Consider the following 22,668-nt stretch of genomic DNA (forward strand, 5'->3'; position numbering starts at 1 on the left):
CTGCCCGAGCCCTGACTCACGTACAGATCAGCCCTCTTGGATCACGAGCCCTCCCAGGAGCCTTACTCATGAAGACGATCGACGAACTCCTCTCCGAAGGCGTCGCCGGCAAGCGGGTCTTCGTCCGCGCCGACCTGAACGTCCCGCTGGCCGACGGCGTCATCACCGACGACGGACGCATCCGCGCCGTCCTGCCCACCGTCAAGGCCCTCGCCGAGGCGGGCGCCCGCGTGGTCGTCGCCTCCCACCTGGGCCGCCCCAAGGGCGCCCCGGACCCCGCCTTCTCACTCGCGCCGGCCGCCGCGCGCCTCGGTGAACTCCTCGGCACCGACGTGGCGTTCGCGACCGACACGGTCGGCGAGTCCGCCACGTCCACGGTCGCCGGCCTCGCCGACGGTTCGGTCGCCGTCATCGAGAACCTGCGCTTCAACGCCGGTGAGACGTCCAAGGACGACGCCGAGCGCGGCGCCTTCGCCGACCGGCTCGCCGAACTCGCCGACGCGTACGTGGGCGACGGCTTCGGTGCCGTGCACCGCAAGCACGCCTCGGTCTTCGACCTCCCGGCCCGGCTGCCGAAGTACGCCGGCTACCTCATCGCCACCGAGGTCGGTGTCCTGAAGAAGCTCACCGAGGACGTCAAGCGGCCCTACGTCGTCGCCCTCGGCGGTTCCAAGGTCTCCGACAAACTCGCCGTCATCGACCAGCTGCTCGGCAAGGCGGACCGCCTCCTCATCGGCGGCGGCATGGTGTTCACCTTCCTCAAGGCCAAGGGGTACGAGGTCGGCGCATCCCTCCTCCAGGAGGACCAGATCCCGGTCGTCCAGGAGTACATCGAGCGGGCGAAGAAGAACGGCGTCGAGCTGGTCCTCCCCGTCGACGTGCTGACCTCCACCGAGTTCCCGGACCTGAAGACCAAGGCGCCGGCGAACCCCAACACCGTCGCCGCGGACGCCATCCCCGCCGACCAGCTGGGCCTGGACATCGGTCCGGAGTCCCGCAAGCTGTACGCCTCGAAGCTCGCCGACGCCGCCACCGTCTTCTGGAACGGCCCCATGGGCGTCTTCGAACACCCCGACTACGCCGAGGGCACCAAGGCGGTAGCCCAGGCCCTCATCGACTCCCCGGCCTTCACGGTCGTCGGCGGTGGCGACTCCGCCGCGGCCGTCCGCATCCTGGGCTTCGACGAGACTGCATTCGGCCACATCTCGACCGGCGGCGGCGCCTCCCTCGAATACCTCGAGGGCAAGACGCTCCCCGGCCTCGCCGCACTGGAGGACTGACCCCTAATGGCTGCATCTAATCTCTCTGGGCGCACGCCGCTGATGGCGGGCAACTGGAAGATGAACCTCAACCACCTCGAGGCCATCGCCCACGTCCAGAAGCTCGCCTTCGCCCTGGCCGACAAGGACTACGAGGCCGTCGAGGTCGCCGTCCTGCCGCCCTTCACCGACCTGCGCTCGGTGCAGACCCTGGTCGACGGCGACAAGCTCAAGATCAAGTACGGCGCCCAGGACATCTCGGCGCACGACGGCGGGGCCTACACCGGCGAGATCTCCGGTCCGATGCTGGCCAAGCTGAAGTGCACGTACGTGGCGATCGGCCACTCCGAGCGCCGCCAGTACCACGCCGAGACCGACGAGATCGTCAACGCCAAGGTCAAGGCCGCCTACAAGCACGGCCTGACCCCGATCCTGTGTGTCGGCGAGGAGCTGGAGATCCGCGAGGCGGGCAACCACGTCTCCCACACCCTTGCCCAGGTCGAGGGCGGTCTGAAGGACCTCCCGGCCGAGCAGGCCGAGTCAGTCGTGATCGCCTACGAGCCCGTGTGGGCCATCGGCACCGGCAAGGTCTGCGGCGCCGAGGACGCGCAGGAGGTCTGCGCCGCCATCCGCGGCAAGCTCGCCGAGCTGTACACCCAGGAGCTGGCCGACAAGGTCCGCGTCCAGTACGGCGGCTCCGTCAAGGCCGGCAACGTTGCCGAGATCATGGCGCAGGCCGACATCGACGGCGCCCTGGTCGGCGGTGCCTCGCTGGACGCCGACGAGTTCGTCAAGATCGTGCGCTTCCGCGACCAGTGAGTATGCGGTAGCGGCGATCCGTCGTACCCTGGCGGGGGCATAGCGGTGGCGCTGTGCCCCCGTCGTCTATCCAGATCCGAGGAAGTTGGTCCAGCCGTGGTTATGGGGTTCTCGATCGCCCTGATCGTCTTCAGCCTGCTGCTGATGCTGCTGGTGCTGATGCACAAGGGCAAGGGCGGCGGTCTCTCCGACATGTTCGGTGGCGGCATGCAGTCGTCCGTCGGCGGCTCCTCGGTCGCCGAGCGCAACCTCGACCGGATCACCGTCGTGGTCGGTCTGCTCTGGTTCGCGTGCATTGTCGTGCTGGGCATCATGATGAAGGTGAACAACTGACCGGCACGCACAATCCGTACGTAAGGCCCCATGTTCGGTACGCGCAGCTGAGCGCGGCCTATCATGGGGCTTGCGTCTAGGTATGGGGGCTGTAACTCCAATCACTGGACGCGCGTTGGGCCTTACGTAGACTGAGGCGCTCGCGGCGAAGCGATAACGCCGACTCGTTTCGCGGCACCATCACGCAGGGAGTTACGACCGTGGCAAGTGGCAACGCGATCCGAGGAAGCCGGGTCGGGGCGGGGCCGATGGGTGAGGCCGAGCGCGGCGAGTCCGCGCCGCGGCTGCGCATCTCCTTCTGGTGCTCCAACGGGCACGAGACGCAGCCCAGCTTCGCCAGCGACGCGCAGGTTCCCGATACCTGGGACTGCCCGCGCTGTGGCTTTCCGGCAGGGCAGGACCGGGACAACCCGCCGGACCCGCCGCGCACCGAGCCCTACAAGACGCACCTCGCGTACGTACGGGAACGGCGCAGCGACGCGGACGGCGAGGCGATCCTCGCCGAGGCGCTCGCCAAACTGCGGGGCGAGATCTAGGAGTTGAGAGCCGGCCAGGCACCGAGAGGGTGCCTGGGCGGAGCTGTTTCGCGCACCTGCGGACCCCCGCTCCGGGGCCGATTGTCAGTGGCGCCCTCTACGGTTTGTTCATCGGTTCTGTGAATCGACGAACCGCGAGGGGGACGTGTGGCGACGGCAGGGGCGGCGGGCGTGGATGCGCCCGCGTGGCGTGGGGGATTCGGGCGGCTGTGGACCGCTGCCGTGGTCTCACGCTTCGGCGACGCGCTGCGCACGGCGGCGCTGCCGCTCCTCGCCGTGCAGCTCACGGACGATCCGCTGGTCGTCGCCTCCGTCACCGCTTGCGGTTACGTCCCCTGGCTGCTCTTCGGGCTGATCGGTGGGGCCGTCGCGGACCGGGTGGACCAGCGGCGGGCGATGTGGGCCGTCGATCTGGTACGCGGCATGCTCGTCGCCTGCTTCGCGCTCGCCGTCGGCCTCGGGCACGCCTCCATCCTGCTGCTGTTGGCACTGGCCTTCGCGCTGACCACCCTCCAGACTCTCTTCGACAATGCCGCCACGGCCCTGCTGCCCTCCCTGGTGCCCCAGGAGGCCCTGGGCAGCGCCAACGCCCGGCTGATGACCGGGCAGCAGCTGGCCGGCGGCCTGCTGGCCGGGCCGTTCGTGCCGCTGCTGCTGACGATCGGGGCGGCGATGCCGTTCGTGGCCGACGCGGGCACCTATCTGCTCGCCGCCGCCCTCGTGGCGTCCCTGCGGGTACGGCCGCCCGAGCGGGAGCCACGTCCGGCCGGCAGCACACTCCGCGCTGAGACAGGGGAGGGGGTGCGCGCGCTGTGGCGGGACCGGGCGCTGCGGGCGGTCTGCGTGGCCACCCTGCTGTGCAACATCGGCATGGGCGCCCTGATCGCCACGCTGGTGCTGCATGTGACGGGCTGGCTGCACGCGGGCAACGCGGCGTACGCGGCCGCGATGACCGTGTACGCCGCGGGCAGCCTGGCCGGCGGCCTCCTCGCCCAGCGGATCGCACGGCGGACCGGGCGGGTCCGGGCTCTGCTGCTGGGCGGCAGTGTCCAGACGGCGTCCCTGGTGCTGATGGGGACCGTCCCGCACCTGGCCGCCCTGCTCGTGGGCATGCTGCTGCTCGGTGCCATGGGCATGGTGTGGAACGTCAACCAGGTCACGCTGATGCAGCAGCGCAGCCCCGAGTCCATGCTGGGCCGCATCGCCGCCGCCTTCCGCACGGCGTCCACCTCCGGCGCCCCGCTCGGCGCCCTCCTCGGCGGAGCCGTCGCGGGGGCGTACGGCCTGAACGCACCCGCCCTGCTGGCCGCGGTGGTGTTCGCCCTCGCGGTCACCTCGTTGATACCGGCACGCAAGCCGGACGTACCTGTTGTTGCGCCGGACGACGCCACGACGGCTCATGTCCAGCGCTGATCAATTAGGTTGGGACCGGCAGCGGGGCAAGGTGCGCAGCAGGGACAGGTAGTAGGAAAGAGGCTGAAGTCCAAGTGAACCAAGACGGCCGTACCAGGCTCAACCAGATGCCCGAGTGGACCGCTCTCGCCAAGCACCGCGAGGAGCTCGGCGCGGTGCAGCTGCGGGAGTTGTTCGCCGCGGACCCGGGCCGCGGCGCCGGCTACACACTGCAGGTCGGTGACCTCCACATCGACTACTCCAAGCAGCTCGTCACCGACGAGACCCTGCGGCTGCTGCGCGAGCTGGCCGCCGCGACGGACGTGTTCGGGCTCCGGGACGCCATGTTCCGCGGCGAGAAGATCAACACGACCGAGGACCGGGCCGTGCTGCACACCGCGCTGCGGGCGGCACGGGACGCGGTGGTCGAGGTCGACGGGGAGAACGTCGTCCCCGGGGTGCACGCCGTCCTCGACAGGATGGCCGGCTTCGCCGAGCGGGTCCGCACCGGCGCCTGGACCGGCCACACCGGCAAGCGCATCAAGAACGTCGTCAACATCGGCATCGGCGGCTCCGACCTGGGCCCGGCGATGGCGTACGAGGTGCTGCGCAGCTACACCGACCGCGACCTCACCGTCCGCTTCGTGTCGAACGTCGACGGTGCCGACCTGCACGAGGCCACCCGCGATCTGGACGCGGCGGAGACGCTGTTCGTCATCGCCTCCAAGACGTTCACCACGATCGAGACGATCACCAACGCCACCTCGGCGCGCAACTGGCTGCTCACCGAGCTGAAGGCCGGTCAGGACGCGGTCGCCAAGCACTTCGTGGCGCTGTCGACCAACGCCGAGAAGGTCGGCGACTTCGGCATCGACACGGCCAACATGTTCGAGTTCTGGGACTGGGTCGGCGGGCGGTACTCATACGACTCGGCCATCGGGCTCTCCCTGATGATCGCCATCGGGCCCGACCGCTTCCGGGAGATGCTCGACGGGTTCCGGCTCGTCGACGAGCACTTCAGGACCGCTCCCGCCGAGTCCAACGTGCCGCTGCTGCTGGGCCTGCTGGGCATCTGGTACGGCAACTTCCACGACGCCCAGTCGCACGCCGTGCTGCCCTACAGCCACTACCTCTCCAAGTTCACCGCCTACCTGCAGCAGCTGGACATGGAGTCCAACGGCAAGTACGTCGGCCGGGACGGACAGGAGGTCGACTGGCAGACCGGTCCGGTGGTGTGGGGCACGCCGGGAACCAACGGTCAGCACGCCTATTACCAGCTCATCCACCAGGGCACCAAGCTGATCCCGGCGGACTTCATCGGCTTCGCCGAGCCGGTCGCCGAGATGAGCGCCGAACTGAAGGCACAGCACGACCTGTTGATGGCGAACTTCTTCGCCCAGACGCAGGCGCTGGCCTTCGGCAAGACGCCGGACGAGGTGCGCGCGGAGGGGGTGCCTGAGGAGCTGGTGGCCCACAAGACGTTCCAGGGCAACCACCCGACGACCACGATCCTCGCGCGCGAGCTGACGCCGTCGGTGCTCGGCCAGCTCGTCGCGCTCTACGAGCACAAGGTGTTCGTGCAGGGCGCGGTCTGGAACATCGACTCCTTCGACCAGTGGGGCGTCGAACTCGGCAAGGTCCTCGCCAAGCGCGTCGAGCCCGCGCTGACCGAAGGCGCGGACGTGCCCGGCCTGGACGCGTCCACCCAGGCCCTGGTCGCCAAGTACCGGGAGCTGCGCGGCCGTTGATGACCGGGGATACGGGAAGCGGGCGGCGCGTTACGTCCGCTTCCCGTAGACTCCGTCGATCATGTGAACGATCACTCGGGGGAGTGCAAGTCGATGCTGTGGTTGCCTCACAAAGCGGCGCGGGCGTTGTTCCATCCGGCCTGGGTGCCGCCGTCGCTGGATCCGTCGCTGGACCGGCTCAAGCACCTCCGTGTCATCGCCGGGTTGGTCGCGGCCCTCGGTGTCTACACCTACGTCGAGGGCGGATTCGCCTTCACGGAGATGATGGACAACGCGGCGGTCGCCTGTCTGCTCCTGGTGTGCGTCACTCCCGTCGTGGTCGGCGTGATGCTCCACCTCTGGCGCCGCTCCGGCGCCGGGACCGTGCGCGAGCTGCGGGCGCCGCTCGCCAACCCGCTCAAGCTGCTTCTGCTGCTGGTCGCCGCGGACCTCGCGACCATGGGGCTCATCAACCTGTCGGCGCCGCTCCCCACCCTCGCGAGGCTGCCGTTCATGCTCGCGGGCATGTGGATGGCCCTGTTCGGGATCGCCGGTGCCTACCAGATCTCCGGCAACTTCTTCGGGCTGGCCGTGGTGCACCGCTGTCTGCCGCCGCTGCTCGCCATGGCCGCGTCCTGGGTGATGGCGCTGACCGACCTTGTCACGGGCGACCTGCACGGTCTGGGGCTCGCATTGGGCGTCCCCTTCATCCTGTGCGCGCCGGCGACGGTCTCGTGGATCGCGCTGGTGGAGATGGGCCGCCTCAGACGGACCTACGGCATCCGGCTGATGGCCCACCCGGCCACCCTGCCGCCGCTCCCTCCACCGCCGCCGCACGCGCCGAACGGCTTCATGCCGCCGCAGGTGAACCCGTACGGCCCGCCGCAGGTGAACCCGCAGGGCAATACCTACGGGCCCCCGCCAAGCCATCCCTACGCCCCGCTGCAAGGAAATGCTTACGGCACTCCGTACCCGCCCGGGCCCCAGAACCCATACGGCCCGTACAACCCGCAGAACCCCCACGGCCCATACGGCGGCTGATCCGCAGGGCCGCACCGGTCAGGCCACCGCGTTTCAGGCCACCGCGCTCAGCGTGTCCGCGAGCCGACGCCTGGCCGCACGTGCCGCCGGCAGCGCGGCGAGTCCGGCCGCGCCCAGCACCGCAGCAGCGCCGAACAGCACGAGCAGCATGGGCGACGGACCCTGCGCGATCCCCGCGCCGATGCCGCTCGACCTGCCCTGCGCATCGATCAGCCAGTGCGCAAGGGGTGCGCCCAGCGCCGTGCCGACGAGGACCGCGGCCAGGGTGGTGCAGGCGGTGGCCGTGACGGTGATCGCGGTGATCTGGCTCGGGGACAGGCCGATGGCCTTGAGGGCGAGCAGATCCCGCTCGCCCTCACGCACGGCACCGCCGATCGAGGTCAGCAGCTCGATGAGCCCGATGAGGGCGAGGACGGCGATCAGGCCGACCACGACTCCGCGCAGCGGCGAGAGCCCGTCGGCCGGATTGGTCACGGCGTGCACGTCCAGGTGGCCGTGCCCGGCGATGGCCAGCCGGTCGGCGACCTCGTGCGGGTCGGCGCCGGGGCGCAGCCGGAGCTGGTAGAGGCTGGGGGCGAGCTTCGGGTCGTTCTCGCGGAGGGTGTCGAGCGACGTGGAGATGACGCGGCCGGCGTTCTCCGGCTCGATGCTGCGGCCCACGATGTGCAGGATCTGCGGCTGGTCGCCCACGGTCATCCGCACCCAGTCGCCGACGCGCACATCCAACAGGTCGAGCAGTCCCTGTCCGGCCACTGCCTCGTCGCGGCCACGGGCGGGGCGGCCCTCGGCGAGGCTGTACGGATACGGGTCCTGGCGGGTGCCGAGGCCGCGCAGGGCGATGGTGGCCGTCTGGCCCGGCACGAGGGCCGCCACCTCGACGCCCGGGTGGGCGACGGCGACCTGCGGGTCGCGTTCCAGCAGGGCACGGGTGTCCCGGTCGCCGAGGCCGGCGTCGGCGTGGACGGTCAGCGCGGTCGGGAGGCCGATCTGCTCGGGGCTGCTGTGGAAACGGTCGATGGTGGTCCAGGCGCTCATCGCCACCACGATCAGCAGCAGCGGCAGCGCGAGCCGGGCGACCGTGGCGAGCGAGCGCCGACGTCGCGTGAACGCCTGGTGCCAGCCCAGCACCAGCGCGGGCGGCACTCCTGTCCCGAGCGCCCACTGCGCCACACCGGACAGCTGACCGGTCGGGCGAGGCGGGCGAGGCGTGGGCCGGGGTTCGGGGGCCTGGCGTACCGCGCCCGTCGGCTGTGCGGCCGGCCGAGGAACGGACTGAACGCCAAGGACCTCGTGCGCCCCGTCCGACGATCGGCTGGTGGGCTGCGGCGCAGGTCGCAGCCCGATGACCCGGCGCAATACGTCCCACAGTCGCTCGACCGGCCGACGGTTGGGCCGCAGTCCGAGGGCTCGGCGTGCCACTCCCGACCACCGTCCTCCCAGCGGCGCCGCCGCGGGCCGCGGTACGGGTACCGGAGGCACGCGTCCCGCCCGCCAGGCCGCGAGCCCGGTGGTCGCCCCGATGAACAGCACCGCGGCCACCGGCACCGCGAACAGTGCCGCCGTGTGCCCGGGCAGCCCCTGCCACACCCCGACCGCGTCTCCGAGGCGTCCGGGGATCCCGCTGCCCAGGGCCTGGGTGAGCGCCGCCGCGGCCACGGCGCCCAGCAGCGCGTAGGCGATGTGCTGGAGCAGAAAGACGCGGACGACCTGGCCGGGCGTGAAGCCGATCGCCTTCAGGACGGAGATGTCACGCAGATGGCCGCGGATACGGGTGCCGATCGCCCCGTGCACGGCGAGCCCGGCGGCGACCAGCGCGCCCAGGCCGAACAGACCCAGGACCTGCCCCAGCAGCCGGTTGTCGCCCTGTGCCTCGGCACGCGCCTGCTGCCAGGTGGAGACCTCGCTGACCGCACCGGCGCCCAGCACGGTGACGGCGCGCTGGACGGCGTAGTCCGTGTCGCCGGGGTCGGTCAGGCGCAGCCCTGTGACCTGGCCGCCGGGGTCGCGCACGGCGGACGGGAGGGCCCAGACCAGCCCTGGCTGCTCGCCCGGGCGGTAGCGCGGCTCGGCGCTGTCGGCCACGCCCAGGACGGTCAGCGACCGGGCCGTGCCGGGGAAGGTGAGGGTGTCGCCGGGTTCGGCGAGCAGGGCGCGGGCGAGACGGCTCTCCAGGACCACGCCGTCGCGGGTGGCCGGGTCCAGCCACTGCCCGGAGGTGATCAGCGGGCGGCCGACGCCGGGCCGCTCGGGCGTGCCGCGCAGTTCGACGGAGGCGCGGGCGCCGCGGGAGGCGAGGGTGGCGGAGGCGGTGGGGTAGGGGCCGGCGACGGACTCGACGCCGTCCAGCCCCGCCAGCTTCCGCGCCTCGGCGGACTCGCCGGTGTGGATCCACACGTGCGCGCCGTGCGCCTGGGTGAAGACGCGTTGCCAGGGGTTGGTGGCGTATCCGAAGAGCGCCGTGGCCAGCAGCAGCGAGGCGACGATGCCGGCGGTGGCGAGCACCAGGAACAGGGCCTCGCCGCGGTGCGTGCGCAGATCGGAGTGCGCCCAGCGCAGGGTGGCTCGCACGGGCCTCAGCCTCCTGGTCCGCGCGGGGCCGAACGGCACTCGGGCTGTCGCTCGCGCGCGGCGACGGAATGGTCGTACGGGCGCATCTCAGTCCCTGAGCTCCAGCACCCCGGATATGCCGGTGCGGTGCGACGGTGTGCCGTCCAGTTCCGCGTCGTCGGCGATCCGGCCGTCGAAGAAGCTGATCACCCGGTCCGCGGCGCTCGCCAGCCGGGCGTCATGGGTGACCAGCAGGATGGTCTGGCCGCGTTGGTGGAAGCGGGACAGCAGCCGCATCACCTCGCGGGTGCCCTTGCTGTCCAGGCTGCCCGCGGGCTCGTCGGCCAGCAGCAGCGGCGGATGGTTGACCAGGGCGCGGGCGAGGGCGACCCGCTGCTGCTCGCCGCCGGACAGCTCGCCCGGCATGCTCCGCTCCTTGCCGGCCAGGCCCAGCTCGGCCAGCAGTTCCTCCCGCTCGGCCCGCGCCCGCTTCGGCGGGACCCCGGCGAGCAGCGCGGGCAGCTCCACGTTGTCGGCGACCGACAGGTTCGACACCAGGTTGAAGAACTGGAAGACGATCCCGATGCGCTTCCTGCGCTCCACGGCCCAGCGCGACTCGGTGTAGGCGTCCGTGCACTCACCGTCCAGGTGGAGGCTGCCGCTGTCCGGCCGCTGCAGCCCGCCCAGCAGGTGCAGCAGCGTCGACTTGCCGGCGCCGGACGGACCGGTGATCGCCACGAACTCGCCCTGCCGTACGCACAGATCGACCCCGCGTACGGCATGCGCTGGGGCGCCTTCGCCGTAGTGCGTCTTGACCAGGCCCTCGGCGCGCAGCACAGGAGCGGGACGGTCGCTCGTTCCAGCGCTCACTCCAGCTCCTCCAGCTCTTCCTGGCACCGCTCCAGCCAGTCGAGGTCGGCCTGCAGGTGCAGCATCGCGCCCTCAATCAGCAGGTGGGCGATGCGGTTGTCCCGGTCTTCGGCGGCGGCCAGCTTCGACAGACTGCGCATGGTGTTGAGGTACTGGCGCCGCTGTTTGTTGATGAGGGCGATCCGGTCGGCGAGACCGGTCTGCGGGGCGAGGGCCAGCTTCATGAAGAACTCGTCCCGCACCCGTGGCTCGTCCTCGGGCTCCTCGAACCAGGCGCGCAGCGCCTCCCGCCCGGTGTCGGTGAGGTGGTAGACCTTCTTGTTGGGCCGGCTGGACTGCTCGACGTCCTCGCCCTCGATGAGTCCCTGCTTCTCGAGGCGGCCGAGGGTCACGTAGATCTGGCCGACGTTCGGCTGAGGGTACGCGGAGCCCAGCGTCTGCTCAAGGTCCTGCTTGAGCTCGTAGCCGTGGGCCGGGCCGCGGGCGAGCAGGGCCAGGAGGGCAAGCCGCACTCGTGCTCTCCTCCTCGCATCCTCAGTAATGTGCCGCAGGCCCTAGTATCGCCCATACCTAACAGGTATACATGGCCTCTGACTCCGGGCGAAGGTGCCCGGGGCCGGGGTGCAAGGAGGAACCTATGCGGTGGATACACGCCGCCGGTAGGGGTCTCCTCGTTCTCGTCGTGATCTTGACGGGTCATGTCGCCGCGGGCGCCCGGGCCGACGAGGGCGCCGCGGGCGGCCGGGGGCCACTGACCCTCGCCACCGCCGGTGACCTCACCGGCTATCTCGGCCCCCTGCTGGAGGGCTGGAACCGCAGGCACCCGGCCGAGAGGGTCACCCTCGTCGAACTCCCGGACTCCGCCGACGAGACCCACGCGCAGATGATCACCGACCTGCGCGACGGCGACCGGGGGCGCTTCGACATCCTCAACATCGACGTCAACTGGACCTCGGAATTCGCCGCGGCGGGCTGGATACGGCGCCTGCCGCGCGACGCCGTCCCGAAGCAGGCCTTCCTGTCACCGGTCGTCGACACGGCGACGTACGAAGGACAGCTGTACGCCGTGCCGTACGTCACCAACGCCGGACTGCTCCTCTACCGCAAGGACATCCTCGCCAAGGAGGGCCTCCCGCCGCCGCGCACCTGGGCCGAGCTGGAACGGGACGCGAAGACCATCGCCCCGAAGTACGGACTCGACGGCTACGCGGGCCAGTTCCTGCCGTACGAGGGTCTCACCGTCAACGCGGCCGAGGCCGTCTACTCGGCGGGCGGCACGATCCTCGGCGACGAGGGCGAGCGGGTCACCGTGAACTCGGCGGCCGCCCGTGAGGGCATCGAGTTCCTGGCGCGTGGCGTACGCGAGGGCTGGATACCGAAGCGGGCGCTGACGTACAAGGAGGAGGAGTCCAAGCAGGCCTTCCAGGACGGGCGCCTGCTGTTCCTCCGCAACTGGCCGTACGCCTATGTCGTCGCGTCGGCCAAGGGCTCCCCGGTCGCCGGCAAGATCGGCGCCGTACCGCTGCCGGGGCCGGACGGGCCGGGGACGAGTGTGCTCGGCGGCTCCAACCTGGCCGTGAGCACGCACTCGCGGTACCCCGAGTCGGCCGCGCGTCTGATCGCGTACCTCACCAGTGAGCCCGTCCAGCGCCAGGTCCTCACGCGGGGCGCGCTGCCGCCCGTACGGGCCGCGCTGTACGAAGATCCCGAGCTGATACGGCAGTTCCCGTATCTGCCGACCCTGCGCGCCAGCGTGGTCACGGCCGAGCCGCGCCCCAAGAGCCCGCGCTACGACCAGGTCAGCCTGGTGGTGCAGGCGGTCGTGCACGACGCGATGACCGGGCGCGAGACGCCCGAGGCCGCGGTGCGACGGCTGGCGCGCGAGCTTGCGACCATTCCCCGTCGATAGTTACCTGTTAAGTAACGCGGACGTCTCATTGAGGCTCTGCTTGCCCGGATAAGTCCGGATTTTACTGACCAACTCCTCGGCAACTTCTGCCCGCTCGTTGACACCCGTGCGACATGCCTACTTAACATGCATGCATAACCGTCACTCGCACAGACAGGTCCATGGGGTGATCAACGAGACCCACACCGTCCGCCGTTGGTGGCGCGACGCGGTGATCTACCAGGTGTACGTCCGCAGCTTCCTGGACAGCACCGGCGACGGCATCGGCGATCTCGCCGGGGTCAGGGCCGGGCTGCCGTATCTGAAGAAGCTGGGTGTCGACGGGATCTGGCTGAGCCCCTTCTACCCCTCGCCGCAGCACGACCACGGCTACGACGTGGCCGACTACTGCGACGTCGACCCGCTCTTCGGCGACCTCGCCGAGTTCGAGCTGCTGATGGCGGCCGCCCGGCGGCTCGGCATCAAGGTGCTCCTGGACATCGTCCCGAACCACTGCTCCAGCGAGCACCCGTGGTTCCAGGAGGCGCTCGCCTCCGCTCCCGGCAGCGCGGCCCGCACCCGCTTCCACTTCGCCGACGGCCGCGGCCCGGACGGCACCGAGCCGCCCAACAACTGGCACTCCATGTTCGGCGGCCCGGCCTGGACCCGGGTCACCGAGGCGGACGGACGGCCCGGCCAGTGGTACCTGCACATGTTCGCGCCCGAGCAGCCCGACTGGAACTGGCGCAACCCCGAGGTCGGCGCCGAGTTCGACCGGGTCCTGCGCTTCTGGCTGGACCGGGGCATCGACGGCTTCCGCATCGATGTCGCCGCCGGCCTCTACAAGCACCCGGAGCTGCCCGACTCCCCGGACCCGGAGGCCGACGCCCGCACCCGCGACTCGGTCAACCCGCTGGCCTGGAACCAGCCCGAGGTGCACGAGGTGTGGCGGCACTGGCGGGCGGTGTGCGAGGAGTACACGGCACGCGACGGCCGCGAACGGCTGCTGGTCGGCGAGGTGTCCGTGCCCACCGCCCGCGAACACGCCCAGTACGTCCGCGCCGACGAACTCCACCAGGCCTTCTTCTTCGACCTGCTCGGCGCCCCATGGGACGCCGACGCCTTCCGCAAGGTCATCTCCGAGGCCATGCAGGACATAGCCGGCACGGGCTCGACGGTCACCTGGGTCCTCAACAACCACGACCAGGTCCGCACCGTCACCCGCTACGGCGAACCCGCCACCGAGGCCAGGGGGTGTCTTCTGGATCAGGCCGGCGACGCGAGGTCTGGCGCGCACATCTGCGGCGTTGTCGTCGGTTGCCCATGCTCCGCGTCGACGCCCTCCTCCGCCTTGCAGCCGCACGCACCAGACCCCGCTCAGGTCGGCCACAACGCACCACCACCTCCTGCCGACCTGATCCAGAAGACACCCCCTGGCGGGCTCGGCGTCGCCCGCGCCCGCGCCGCCGCGCTGCTGATGCTGGCGCTGCCCGGAGCCGCGTACATCTACCAGGGCGAGGAGCTGGGGCTGCCCGAGGTCGTCGACCTGCCCGACGACGTGCTCACCGACCCGATCTTCCACCGCACCGGAAGCCGCGCCCGCATACGTGACGGCTGCCGCGTCCCGCTGCCGTGGTCGGGGCAGGCGTCCCCCTTCGGCTTCACCTCCGGTGCCGAGGGTGCCAAGCCGTGGCTGCCGCAGCCGGAGTGGTTCGCAGAGCACGCCACCGACCGGGCCCTCGCCGACACCCGCTCCTCCTGGCACCTCTACCGCGACGGCCTCCAACTCCGCGCCGCACTGCCCCAGTTGGGCGAAGGGGCGCTGCGCTGGCTGGACACCCCGCCCGGCGTCCTGGCCTTCGTCCGCGGCGACGACCTCGTGTGCGCCGTCAACTTCGGTACGGCACCCACCCCCGCGCCGGTCTCAGGCACCCCGCTGCTGTCCAGCGGCCCCTGCCCGGCCGGGGTGCTCCCCGGTTCGACGGCGGCCTGGTGGATCGCCGACGGCACGACCCTCTGACCCACCCCCACCCGTCAACTCCCCATCCCCGGAAGGGACATCAACGATGATGCAACGACGTACGACCCTGCTCACCAGCTGCACCGCCCTCGCCCTGACTCTCGGCGCGACCGCCTGCGGTGGCGGCGAACCGGTCGAGGCGGGCGGCGGTGACAAGGCGCTCAGCGGCCAGACGGTCACCGTGGCCGGTGTCTGGTCCGGCAGTGAGCAGAAGAACTTCCAGAAGGTGCTCGCAGCGTTCGCCGAGCAGACCGGCGCCAAGACGCAGTTCGTGTCCACCGGGGACAACGTCTCCACCGTCGTCGGCAGCAAGATCGAGGGCGGTAACGCCCCCGACGTGGTGATGGTCCCGCAGGTCGGCGTGCTCCAGCAGTTCGCGCAGAAGGGCTGGCTCAAACCGCTGTCGAAGACGACGCAGCAGTCGGTCGACGCCAACTACGCGAACGTGTGGAAGACGTACGGCAGCGTCGACAGCACGCTGTACGGCCTGTACTTCAAGGCCGCCCACAAGTCGACGGTCTGGTACAGCCCCGACGCGCTCACCCAGGCGGGCGTCGAGGCGCCGAAGACGTACGACGACATGCTGAAGGCCGGGCACACCGTCTCCGACTCCGGACTCGCCGCCTTCTCGGTCGCCGGCCAGGACGGCTGGACCCTCACCGACTGGTTCGAGAACATCTACCTCTCCCAGGCCGGACCTGAGAAGTACGACGCCCTCGCCGCCCACCAGCTGAAGTGGACCGACGCGTCCGTGGTCGAGGCGCTCACGACGCTCGGCAAGCTCTTCAAGGACAAGCAGCTGATAGCCGGCGGCCAGAAGGGGGCCCTCAACACCGACTTCCCGGGCTCGGTGGAGAAGGTGTTCGGGCCCAAGCCCGAGGCCGGCATGGTCTACGAGGGGGACTTCGTCGCCGGGGTCGCCAAGGACCAGTTCGGGAAGTCGATCGGCGAGGACGCGAACTTCTTCCCGTTCCCGGCGGTCGGCGGCGGTGAGGCGCCGGTGGTCAGCGGCGGTGACGCGGCGGTCGTCCTGAAGGACGGCAAGAACGCCGATGCCGGCATGAAGCTCCTGGAGTACCTCGCGACCCCCGGGGCCGCGGCCGTGTGGGCGGAGGCGGGCGGCTTCCTGTCCCCGAACAAGAAGCTCGACCTCGCCTCGTACGGCGACGACGTCACGCGGGCGACCGCCAAGTCCCTTGTCACGGCCGGAGATTCGGTCCGCTTCGACATGTCCGACCAGGCGCCGGCGGCCTTCGGCGGCACCAAGGGCGCGGGCGAGTGGAAGCTGCTCCAGGACTTCCTGCGCGACCCGTCCGACCCGAAGGGGACCGCGGCCCGGCTGGAGGACGCGGCGGCGAAGGCGTACAAGGGCTGACCGGCCATGACCGCGACGCTTGTGAAAGAGACGAGTCCGCCCCCTGTCGGGCTCGCCGACCGTGCGCGGCGCTTGCGACGGCGCGGGCGGATCATGGCCGTGCTGTTCGTCCTGCCCGCGCTGCTCCTGTTGGGCGCGCTCGTCGTCTACCCCGTGCTGTTCTCGATCGGGCGCAGCTTCTTCGACGCGTCCGGCACCCGCTTCGTGGGCGGCGAGAACTACACCGAGATGTTCCGCGACCCGGCGACCCTCAAGGCCGTCCGGAACACGGCCGTCTGGGTCGTCGTGGCACCGGCCCTGCTGACCGGCCTCGGGCTGATCCTCGCGGTGCTGGTGGAGAAGGTCCGCTGGGCGACGGCCTTCAAGCTGCTGCTGTTCATGCCGATGGCGGTGTCCTTCCTCGCCGCGGGCATCGTCTTCCGGCTCGCCTACGACGAGGACCCGGACAAGGGCGTGCTGAACGCGGCGGTGGTCTCCGTGCACGACGCCTTCACGGGCACGTCGGCGTATCCGACGGCCCGGGCGCGCGACGGCCAGGGGCTGAGGGCGGGGGCGGACGGCTCGTACCGGACGAGTGCGAGCGTGTCCCCGGGTGACGTGGTGGCGCTCGGGTTGGTCGGGGTTCCGCCGAAGGACCTGCCCGGCGGTGCCGTACCCGCGTACGCGGCGGCGAAGAAGGCCGCCTCGGACGAACTGCGCGGGGTCGTCTACCTGGACTTCACGCCCGGTGGGGGAGGACAGCAGGGCAAGGTCGACCGGCGGGAGAGCGGGCTGCCGGAGATGAAGGTAGAGGCGGTGCGCACCGGGCAGACGGTCGCCTCGACGACCACCGCGGCCGACGGCTCCTTCCGCTTCTCGGGACTGGAGGCCGGGTCGTACGCCGTGAAGCTGCCCGCCTCGAACTTCGCCGCGCCCTACGAGGGCGTCTCCTGGCTCGGCCCCGCGCTCGTCACGCCGGCGATCATCGGGGCGTACCTGTGGATCTGGACCGGCTTCGCGATGGTGCTGATCGGCGCCGGGCTCGCGACGCTGCCGCGGGACGCGCTGGAGGCGGCGCGGATGGACGGCGCGAACGAGTGGCAGATCTTCCGGCGGATCACCGTGCCGCTGCTGGCGCCCGTCCTGACCGTGGTGTTCGTGACCCTCGTGATCAACGTGATGAAGGTCTTCGACCTCGTCTACATCATCGCGCCCGGCCCGGTACAGGAGGACGCGACCGTGCTCGCGACGCAGATGTGGCTGGTGTCCTTCGGCGGCGGCAACAACCAGGGGCTGGGCAGCGCGCTGGGTGTGCTGCTCCTGCTGTTGGTGGTCCCGGCCATGCTCTTCAACGTCCGTCGTTTCCGAAGGAGTCAGCGATGAACGCGGTCAGGCGTGGCCTGGACAAGGGCCTGGTGCAGGCCTTCCTCGTGGTGGTCGGGCTGATCTGGCTGACTCCGCTGGCGGGGCTGCTCCTGTCCTCGCTGCGGTCGGCCGAGGACACGGCCCAGGGCGGCTGGTGGACGGTCTTCTCCAGCCCTGGGCAGCTGTCCTTCTCCAACTACTCGGCGCTGCTGAAGAACGCGGGGATCACGGAGGCGTTCTGGAACACGGTGCTGATCTCGGTGCCGACGACCGTGCTGGTCGTGGTCCTCGCGGCGCTCGCCGGGTACGCCTTCGCGTGGCTGGACTTCCCGGGGCGCGAGGCCGTCTTCCTGGTCGTGGTGGCGCTGCTGGTGGTGCCGGTGCAGATCGGACTGCTGCCGGTGGCCAAACTCTTCGGCCAGTTGGGGCTGTTCGGCACGATTCCCGGTGTCGTGCTGTTCCATGTGGCGTACGGCTTGCCGTTCGCGGTCTTCCTGCTGCGGAACTACTTCGCCGAGATGCCGAAGGAGATGCTCGAGGCTGCGCGGATGGACGGCGGCAGTGAGTGGCGGATCTTCATCCGGCTCGTCCTGCCGGTGGGGCGGCCCGCGATCGCCAGCCTCGCCATCTTCCAGTTCCTGTGGGTGTGGAACGACATGCTGGTGGCGCTGCTGTTCGCGGACAGCTCCGCGCAGCCGCTGACCGTGGAACTCCAGTCGCAGATAAGACAGTTCGGCAGCAACATCGATGTGCTGGCGCCGGGGGCGTTCGTGTCGCTGGTGGTGCCGGTGGTCGTGTTCTTCGCGTTCCAGCGGCACTTTGTGCAGGGGGTGATGGCGGGCTCGGTGAAGTAGCCCCTTCGACGAGCCCCGTTCAGGACCGAAGCGGGGGTCTGGGGGCGGAGCCCCCACGGGACGGGAATGGGTGGGGGCGGCGGGGACGAAACCCAACCCGCCGCACCCAACTCAAGGGGAAGCCGGGGGATACAGCGACCTCGGCAGCTGGGACGCCGCCGCCATGTCCAGAAGCCACAGCGTGCGGGCGCGGCCGTACGCTCCCGCCGCCGGCGCCTGGATCTCGCCCGCGCCCGACAGCGCGATCGCCGCGGCCTGCGCCTTGTCCTCGCCGGCCGCCAGCAGCCACACCTCACGCGCCGCCCGGATAGCCGGGAGCGTGAGCGTGACCCGGGTCGGCGGGGGCTTGGGCGCGCCGTGGACGCCGACGACCGTGCGCTCGGTCTCCCGTACCGCCGGGAGCTCCGGGAACAGGGACGCCACATGGGTGTCCGGGCCGACGCCCAGCATCAGGACGTCGAACGTCGGCACCGAGCCGTGGTTCTCGGGGCCCGCCGCCCGGGCGAGCTCCTCGGCGTAGGCAGCAGCCGCCGCGTCCACATCGGTGCCGTGGGGGCCGTCCGGCGCGGGCATGGCGTGCACGCGCTTCGGGTCCAGCGGCACCGCGTCAAGCAGAGCCTCGCGGGCCTGCGTGACATTGCGGTCGGGGTCGCCCTCGGGCAGGAACCGCTCGTCGCCCCACCACAGGTCGAGGCGGCTCCAGTCGATGGCGTCCCGGGCGGGAGCGGCGGCCAGCGCGGCCAGCAGGCCGTTGCCGTTGCGGCCGCCGGTCAGGACCACGGACGCCTGACCCCGGGAGGCCTGCGCGTCCACGATCCTGGTGATCAGCCGGGCTGCCGCGGCCTGCGCCATCAGCTCCTTGTCGCGGTGCACGACCAGCTGGGGAGTGCTCACTTGGCAGCCGCCTTCTTCACCGGGGCCTGCGCCGCCGCTTCCTTCGCGGGTGCCTTCGCAGCCATTTCGACGGGAGTGGCGATCGCTTCTCCTTTGGCGACCGGCTCACCACCCGACTCACCCTGCTCCTGCGTCTGCTCCGGAGCCTCGGTGCCCGGCTTCTTGGCAGCGGTCCCGTTCGAGGGGGCCAGCCGCTCCACCCCGAACCGCAGCGCCGACGCGTATGTGTCGTCCGGGTCCAGCCGCCGCAGTTCCTCACCGATCAGCTCGGCCGTCTCACGGCGCTTGAGCGCCACCGCACGGTCCGGCTGGCCCTGGATGGAGAGGGTGGCCAGCGAGCCGTCCGCCCGGTCCAGCACGATCGGGCCGCAGTCGGTGTCCATGCGGACCGCCGTCAGACCGGGGCCCGGCGACAGCGACCGCTTCACGGGAACGTCCAGCCGGTCCGCGAGCCACATCGCCAGCAGCTCACAGCTCGGGTTGAACTCCTCGCCCTCCACCTCGACGGCCCGCACCTCGCAGACCACCTGGTCCAGGGCCGCGGCCAGCATCGAACGCCAGGGCGTGATGCGGGTCCACGACAGGTCCGTGTCGCCGGGCGTGTAGGTGTCGGCGCGGGCGCCGAGCTCGCGTACCGGCTGCTCCGAGGCGTACGTGTCGGTCACCCGGCGCTGGGCCAGCGCGCCCAGCGGGTCGTTCGCCGGGTCGAGCGGCGCGTTCACCGGCCACCAGACCACCACCGGGGCGTCGGGCAGCAGCAGCGGCAGGACCACCGACTGGGCGTGGTCCACGACCTCGCCGTACAGCCGCAGCACGACGGTCTCACCGGTGCCCGCGTCCGCGCCGACCCGCACCTCGGCGTCGAGGCGCGACTGCGTACGGTCGCGGGGCGAGCGGGAGACGCGCTTGATGACCACGAGCGTGCGCGAGGGGTGCTCGTGCGACGCGTCGTTCGCGGCCCTCAGGGCGTCGTAGGCGTTCTCCTCGTCGGTGACGATGACCAGCGTGAGCACCATGCCCACGGCCGGCGTACCGATCGCACGGCGGCCCTGCACCAGCGCCTTGTTGATCTTGCTGGCCGTGGTGTCCGTGAGGTCTATCTTCATGGCCGCCGCCAGCTCCGTCCGTCTCGCTCGAGCATTTCGTCCGCCTCGACGGGGCCCCACGTACCGGCCGGGTACTGCGCCGGCTTGCCGTGCTTGTCCCAGTACACCTCGATCGGGTCGAGGATCTTCCAGGACAGCTCGACCTCCTCGGTGCGCGGGAAGAGGTTCGAGTCGCCGAGCAGGACATCGAGGATGAGCCGCTCGTACGCCTCCGGGCTCGACTCCGTGAACGACTCGCCGTACGCGAAGTCCATGGACACGTCCCGGATCTCCATCGACGTGCCGGGGACCTTGGAACCGAAGCGGACCGTGACGCCCTCGTCGGGCTGGACGCGGATCACGATCGCGTTCTTGCCCAGCTCCTCCGTCGCCGTGTGGTCGAAGGGGGAGTGCGGTGCCCGCTGGAAGACCACCGCGATCTCGGTGACGCGCCGGCCGAGGCGCTTGCCGGTACGCAGATAGAAGGGGACGCCCGCCCAGCGGCGGTTGTCGACCTCCAGCTTGATCGCGGCGTACGTGTCGGTCTTCGACTTGGCGTCGATGCCGTCCTCCTGGAGGTAGCCGACCGCCTTCTCGCCGCCCTGCCAGCCCGCCGCGTACTGCGCGAACACCGTGTCCCGGCCCAGGTCCTTCGGCAGTCGTACGGCACCGAGCACCTTGGTCTTCTCCGCGGCCAGCGCGTCCGCGTCGAAGGAGGCCGGCTCCTCCATGGCGGTCAGCGCCATGAGCTGGAGGAGGTGGTTCTGGATGACGTCACGGGCGGCGCCGATGCCGTCGTAGTAACCCGCCCGGCCGCCGATGCCGATGTCCTCGGCCATCGTGATCTGCACGTGGTCCACGAAGGACCGGTTCCAGATCGGCTCGAACATCGTGTTGGCGAACCGCAGCGCCAGGATGTTCTGGACGGTCTCCTTGCCCAGGTAGTGGTCGATCCGGAACACCTGGTCCGGGGCGAACACCTCGTGGACGACCTTGTTGAGCTCCTCGGCCGACTGCAGGTCGTGGCCGAAGGGCTTCTCGATGACCGCGCGCCGCCAGGAGCCGCTCGACTGGTCGGCCAGACCATGCTTCTTCAGCTGCTGGATGACCACCGGGAAGGAGCGCGGCGGCACCGACAGGTAGAAGGCGAAGTTGCCCCCCGTACCCTGCGCCTTGTCCAGCTCCTCGATGGTGGCGCGCAGCCGCTCGAAGGCGTCGTCGTCGTCGAAGGTGCCCTGCACGAAGCGCATGCCCTGGATGAGCTGGTGCCAGACCTCCTCACGGAAGGGCGTGCGGGCGTGCTCCTTGACCGCGTCGTGGACCTCCTGCGCGAAGTCCTCGTTCTGCCACTCACGGCGCGCGAAGCCGACCAGCGAGAAACCCGGCGGCAGCAGACCCCGGTTCGCGAGGTCGTACACGGCGGGCATGAGCTTCTTTCGTGACAAATCGCCCGTGACGCCGAAGATGACCAGGCCCGACGGCCCCGCGATACGCGGGAGCCGTCGGTCGGCGGGGTCACGAAGCGGGTTCGCTCCGGAACCGGAAAGAGGTGCCAAGATGTCAGCCCTCCGAAGGGGCGAGGCGCGCGAGCTCCGCCTCGGTCGACTTGAGCAGGTCGTTCCAGGACGCCTCGAACTTCTCGACGCCCTCGTCCTCCAGAACCTGGACCACGTCGTCGTACGCGATCCCGAGCTTCTCGACGGCGTCGAGGTCGGCGCGGGCCTGCGCGTACGTGCCGCCGACGGTGTTGCCGGTGATCTGCCCGTGGTCCTCGGTGGCCTGCAGGGTGGCCTCCGGCATGGTGTTGACCGTGTTCGGCGCGACCAGGTCGTCGACGTACAGGGTGTCCTTGTACGCCGGGTCCTTCACACCGGTCGAGGCCCACAGTGGACGCTGCTTGTTGGCGCCCGCGTTCTCCAGCTTCGACCAGCGGTCGGACGAGAAGACCTCCTCGTACGCCTGGTAGGCGAGCCGCGCGTTGGCGACGGCGGCCTTGCCGCGCAGCGCCTTGGCCTCGGCCGTGCCAAGGGCGTCGATGCGCTGGTCGATCTCGGTGTCCACGCGGGACACGAAGAAGGACGCCACCGAACGGATCAGCGACAGGTCGAGCCCGCGCTCCTTGGCCTTCTCCAGACCTGCCAGGTAGGCGTCCATGACCTCGCGGTAGCGCTCCAGCGAGAAGATCAGCGTGACGTTGACGCTGATACCGAGGCCGATGACCTCGGTGATCGCCGGCAGACCCGCCTTGGTGGCCGGAATCTTGATGAGGGTGTTGGGACGGTCGACCAGCCAGGCCAGCTGCTTGGCCTCGGCGATCGTCGCAGCGGTGTTGTGGGCCAGACGCGGGTCCACCTCGATCGACACCCGGCCGTCCTGGCCGCCGGTGGCGTCGAAGACCGGGCGCAGGATGTCGGCGGCGTCACGGACGTCCGCCGTCGTGATCATGCGGATGGCCTCTTCGACGGTGACCTTGCGGGCGGCGAGGTCGGCGAGCTGCTGCTCGTAACCGTCGCCCGACGAGATCGCCTTCTGGAAGATCGTCGGGTTGGTGGTGACGCCCACGACGTGCTGCTGGTCGATCAGTTCGGCGAGGTTGCCGGACGTGATCCGCCGACGCGACAGATCGTCCAGCCAGATCGCGACGCCTTCTTCGGAGAGGCGCTTGAGTGCGTCTGTCATGGAAT

At 70.6% G+C, this 22,668-nt stretch carries 19 protein-coding genes; 12 read left to right on the forward strand and 7 right to left on the reverse strand.

What is annotated here, in order from left to right; all coding sequences use genetic code 11:
- The first annotated feature begins 68 nt into the window (after nucleotides 1-68).
- The 7 genes from AQJ91_RS02240 (at nucleotide 69) to AQJ91_RS02270 (ending at nucleotide 7,107) form a co-directional block, all read left to right on the forward strand.
- Nucleotides 69-1,280, forward strand: coding sequence for a phosphoglycerate kinase (locus AQJ91_RS02240; RefSeq protein ID WP_067015390.1), 1,212 nt, complete (start codon nucleotides 69-71; stop codon nucleotides 1,278-1,280).
- A 42-nt stretch (nucleotides 1,281-1,322) separates the two neighbouring features.
- Nucleotides 1,323-2,078, forward strand: coding sequence for a triose-phosphate isomerase (tpiA, locus tag AQJ91_RS02245; protein WP_407696817.1), 756 nt, complete (start codon nucleotides 1,323-1,325; stop codon nucleotides 2,076-2,078).
- A gap of 102 nt (nucleotides 2,079-2,180) precedes the next feature.
- A complete protein-coding gene (secG, locus tag AQJ91_RS02250) occupies nucleotides 2,181-2,411 on the forward strand; it encodes a preprotein translocase subunit SecG (protein WP_016826779.1) in 231 nt (76 codons plus the stop codon).
- A 200-nt stretch (nucleotides 2,412-2,611) separates the two neighbouring features.
- Nucleotides 2,612-2,947, forward strand: coding sequence for an RNA polymerase-binding protein RbpA (locus AQJ91_RS02255; RefSeq protein WP_003957010.1), 336 nt, complete (start codon nucleotides 2,612-2,614; stop codon nucleotides 2,945-2,947).
- A 147-nt stretch (nucleotides 2,948-3,094) separates the two neighbouring features.
- A complete protein-coding gene (locus tag AQJ91_RS02260; RefSeq protein WP_407696810.1) occupies nucleotides 3,095-4,360 on the forward strand; it encodes an MFS transporter in 1,266 nt (421 codons plus the stop codon).
- Nucleotides 4,361-4,434: 74 nt separating this feature from the next.
- Nucleotides 4,435-6,087 carry a glucose-6-phosphate isomerase gene (gene pgi / locus AQJ91_RS02265; RefSeq protein ID WP_067015399.1) on the forward strand — a complete coding sequence of 551 codons (1,653 nt, stop codon included), beginning with the start codon at nucleotides 4,435-4,437 and terminating at the stop codon, nucleotides 6,085-6,087.
- A 93-nt stretch (nucleotides 6,088-6,180) separates the two neighbouring features.
- Complete coding sequence (locus tag AQJ91_RS02270) at nucleotides 6,181-7,107, forward strand: proline-rich domain-containing protein (RefSeq protein WP_067015402.1); 927 nt, start codon at nucleotides 6,181-6,183, stop codon at nucleotides 7,105-7,107.
- A gap of 33 nt (nucleotides 7,108-7,140) precedes the next feature.
- On the opposite strand, the gene AQJ91_RS02275 is transcribed toward AQJ91_RS02270, so the two are convergent.
- The 3 genes from AQJ91_RS02275 to AQJ91_RS02285 all read right to left on the reverse strand — a co-directional run bounded on the left by AQJ91_RS02275 (nucleotide 7,141) and on the right by AQJ91_RS02285 (nucleotide 11,036).
- Nucleotides 7,141-9,675, reverse strand: a complete 2,535-nt coding sequence (locus AQJ91_RS02275) for an ABC transporter permease (protein ID WP_067015405.1) — start codon at nucleotides 9,673-9,675, stop codon at nucleotides 7,141-7,143.
- Nucleotides 9,676-9,762: 87 nt separating this feature from the next.
- A complete protein-coding gene (locus AQJ91_RS02280) occupies nucleotides 9,763-10,524 on the reverse strand; it encodes an ABC transporter ATP-binding protein (RefSeq protein ID WP_067015408.1) in 762 nt (253 codons plus the stop codon).
- Nucleotides 10,521-11,036 carry a PadR family transcriptional regulator gene (locus AQJ91_RS02285; protein ID WP_067015411.1) on the reverse strand — a complete coding sequence of 172 codons (516 nt, stop codon included), beginning with the start codon at nucleotides 11,034-11,036 and terminating at the stop codon, nucleotides 10,521-10,523. The genes AQJ91_RS02280 and AQJ91_RS02285 overlap by 4 nt, the downstream gene beginning before the upstream one ends.
- Before the next feature lie 125 nt (nucleotides 11,037-11,161).
- Between AQJ91_RS02285 and AQJ91_RS02290 the strand changes: the two genes are divergently transcribed.
- From AQJ91_RS02290 to AQJ91_RS02315, 5 genes are all read left to right on the forward strand, one after another.
- Entirely contained in the window at nucleotides 11,162-12,433 is a 1,272-nt protein-coding gene (locus tag AQJ91_RS02290) for an ABC transporter substrate-binding protein (RefSeq protein ID WP_067015415.1), read from the forward strand.
- A gap of 130 nt (nucleotides 12,434-12,563) precedes the next feature.
- Entirely contained in the window at nucleotides 12,564-14,432 is a 1,869-nt protein-coding gene (locus tag AQJ91_RS55100) for a glycoside hydrolase family 13 protein (protein WP_234381780.1), read from the forward strand.
- A gap of 46 nt (nucleotides 14,433-14,478) precedes the next feature.
- A complete protein-coding gene (locus tag AQJ91_RS02305; protein WP_067015418.1) occupies nucleotides 14,479-15,807 on the forward strand; it encodes an ABC transporter substrate-binding protein in 1,329 nt (442 codons plus the stop codon).
- Nucleotides 15,808-15,813: 6 nt separating this feature from the next.
- Nucleotides 15,814-17,169, forward strand: coding sequence for an ABC transporter permease (locus AQJ91_RS02310; protein WP_067015421.1), 1,356 nt, complete (start codon nucleotides 15,814-15,816; stop codon nucleotides 17,167-17,169).
- Nucleotides 17,166-18,005: a carbohydrate ABC transporter permease gene (locus tag AQJ91_RS02315; protein ID WP_067015425.1), complete on the forward strand. Its 840-nt coding sequence runs from the start codon at nucleotides 17,166-17,168 to the stop codon at nucleotides 18,003-18,005. Before AQJ91_RS02310 ends, AQJ91_RS02315 begins: the two co-directional genes overlap by 4 nt.
- A 111-nt stretch (nucleotides 18,006-18,116) precedes the next feature.
- Here AQJ91_RS02315 and pgl read toward each other — a convergent pair whose 3' ends face one another.
- The 4 genes from pgl to tal are packed head-to-tail and all read right to left on the reverse strand — an operon-like array spanning nucleotide 18,117 to nucleotide 22,663.
- Nucleotides 18,117-18,899, reverse strand: coding sequence for a 6-phosphogluconolactonase (pgl, locus tag AQJ91_RS02320; protein WP_067015428.1), 783 nt, complete (start codon nucleotides 18,897-18,899; stop codon nucleotides 18,117-18,119).
- Nucleotides 18,896-20,005 carry a glucose-6-phosphate dehydrogenase assembly protein OpcA gene (opcA, locus tag AQJ91_RS02325; protein ID WP_067015430.1) on the reverse strand — a complete coding sequence of 370 codons (1,110 nt, stop codon included), beginning with the start codon at nucleotides 20,003-20,005 and terminating at the stop codon, nucleotides 18,896-18,898. The genes pgl and opcA overlap by 4 nt, the downstream gene beginning before the upstream one ends.
- Complete coding sequence (gene zwf / locus AQJ91_RS02330) at nucleotides 20,002-21,540, reverse strand: glucose-6-phosphate dehydrogenase (protein ID WP_067015434.1); 1,539 nt, start codon at nucleotides 21,538-21,540, stop codon at nucleotides 20,002-20,004. The genes opcA and zwf overlap by 4 nt, the downstream gene beginning before the upstream one ends.
- A gap of 4 nt (nucleotides 21,541-21,544) precedes the next feature.
- A complete protein-coding gene (tal, locus tag AQJ91_RS02335; RefSeq protein ID WP_067015438.1) occupies nucleotides 21,545-22,663 on the reverse strand; it encodes a transaldolase in 1,119 nt (372 codons plus the stop codon).
- Nucleotides 22,664-22,668: the final 5 nt, after the last annotated feature.

The sequence above is a fragment of the Streptomyces dysideae genome, assembly GCF_001514305.1.
Taxonomy (GTDB): Bacteria; Actinomycetota; Actinomycetes; order Streptomycetales; family Streptomycetaceae; genus Streptomyces; species Streptomyces dysideae.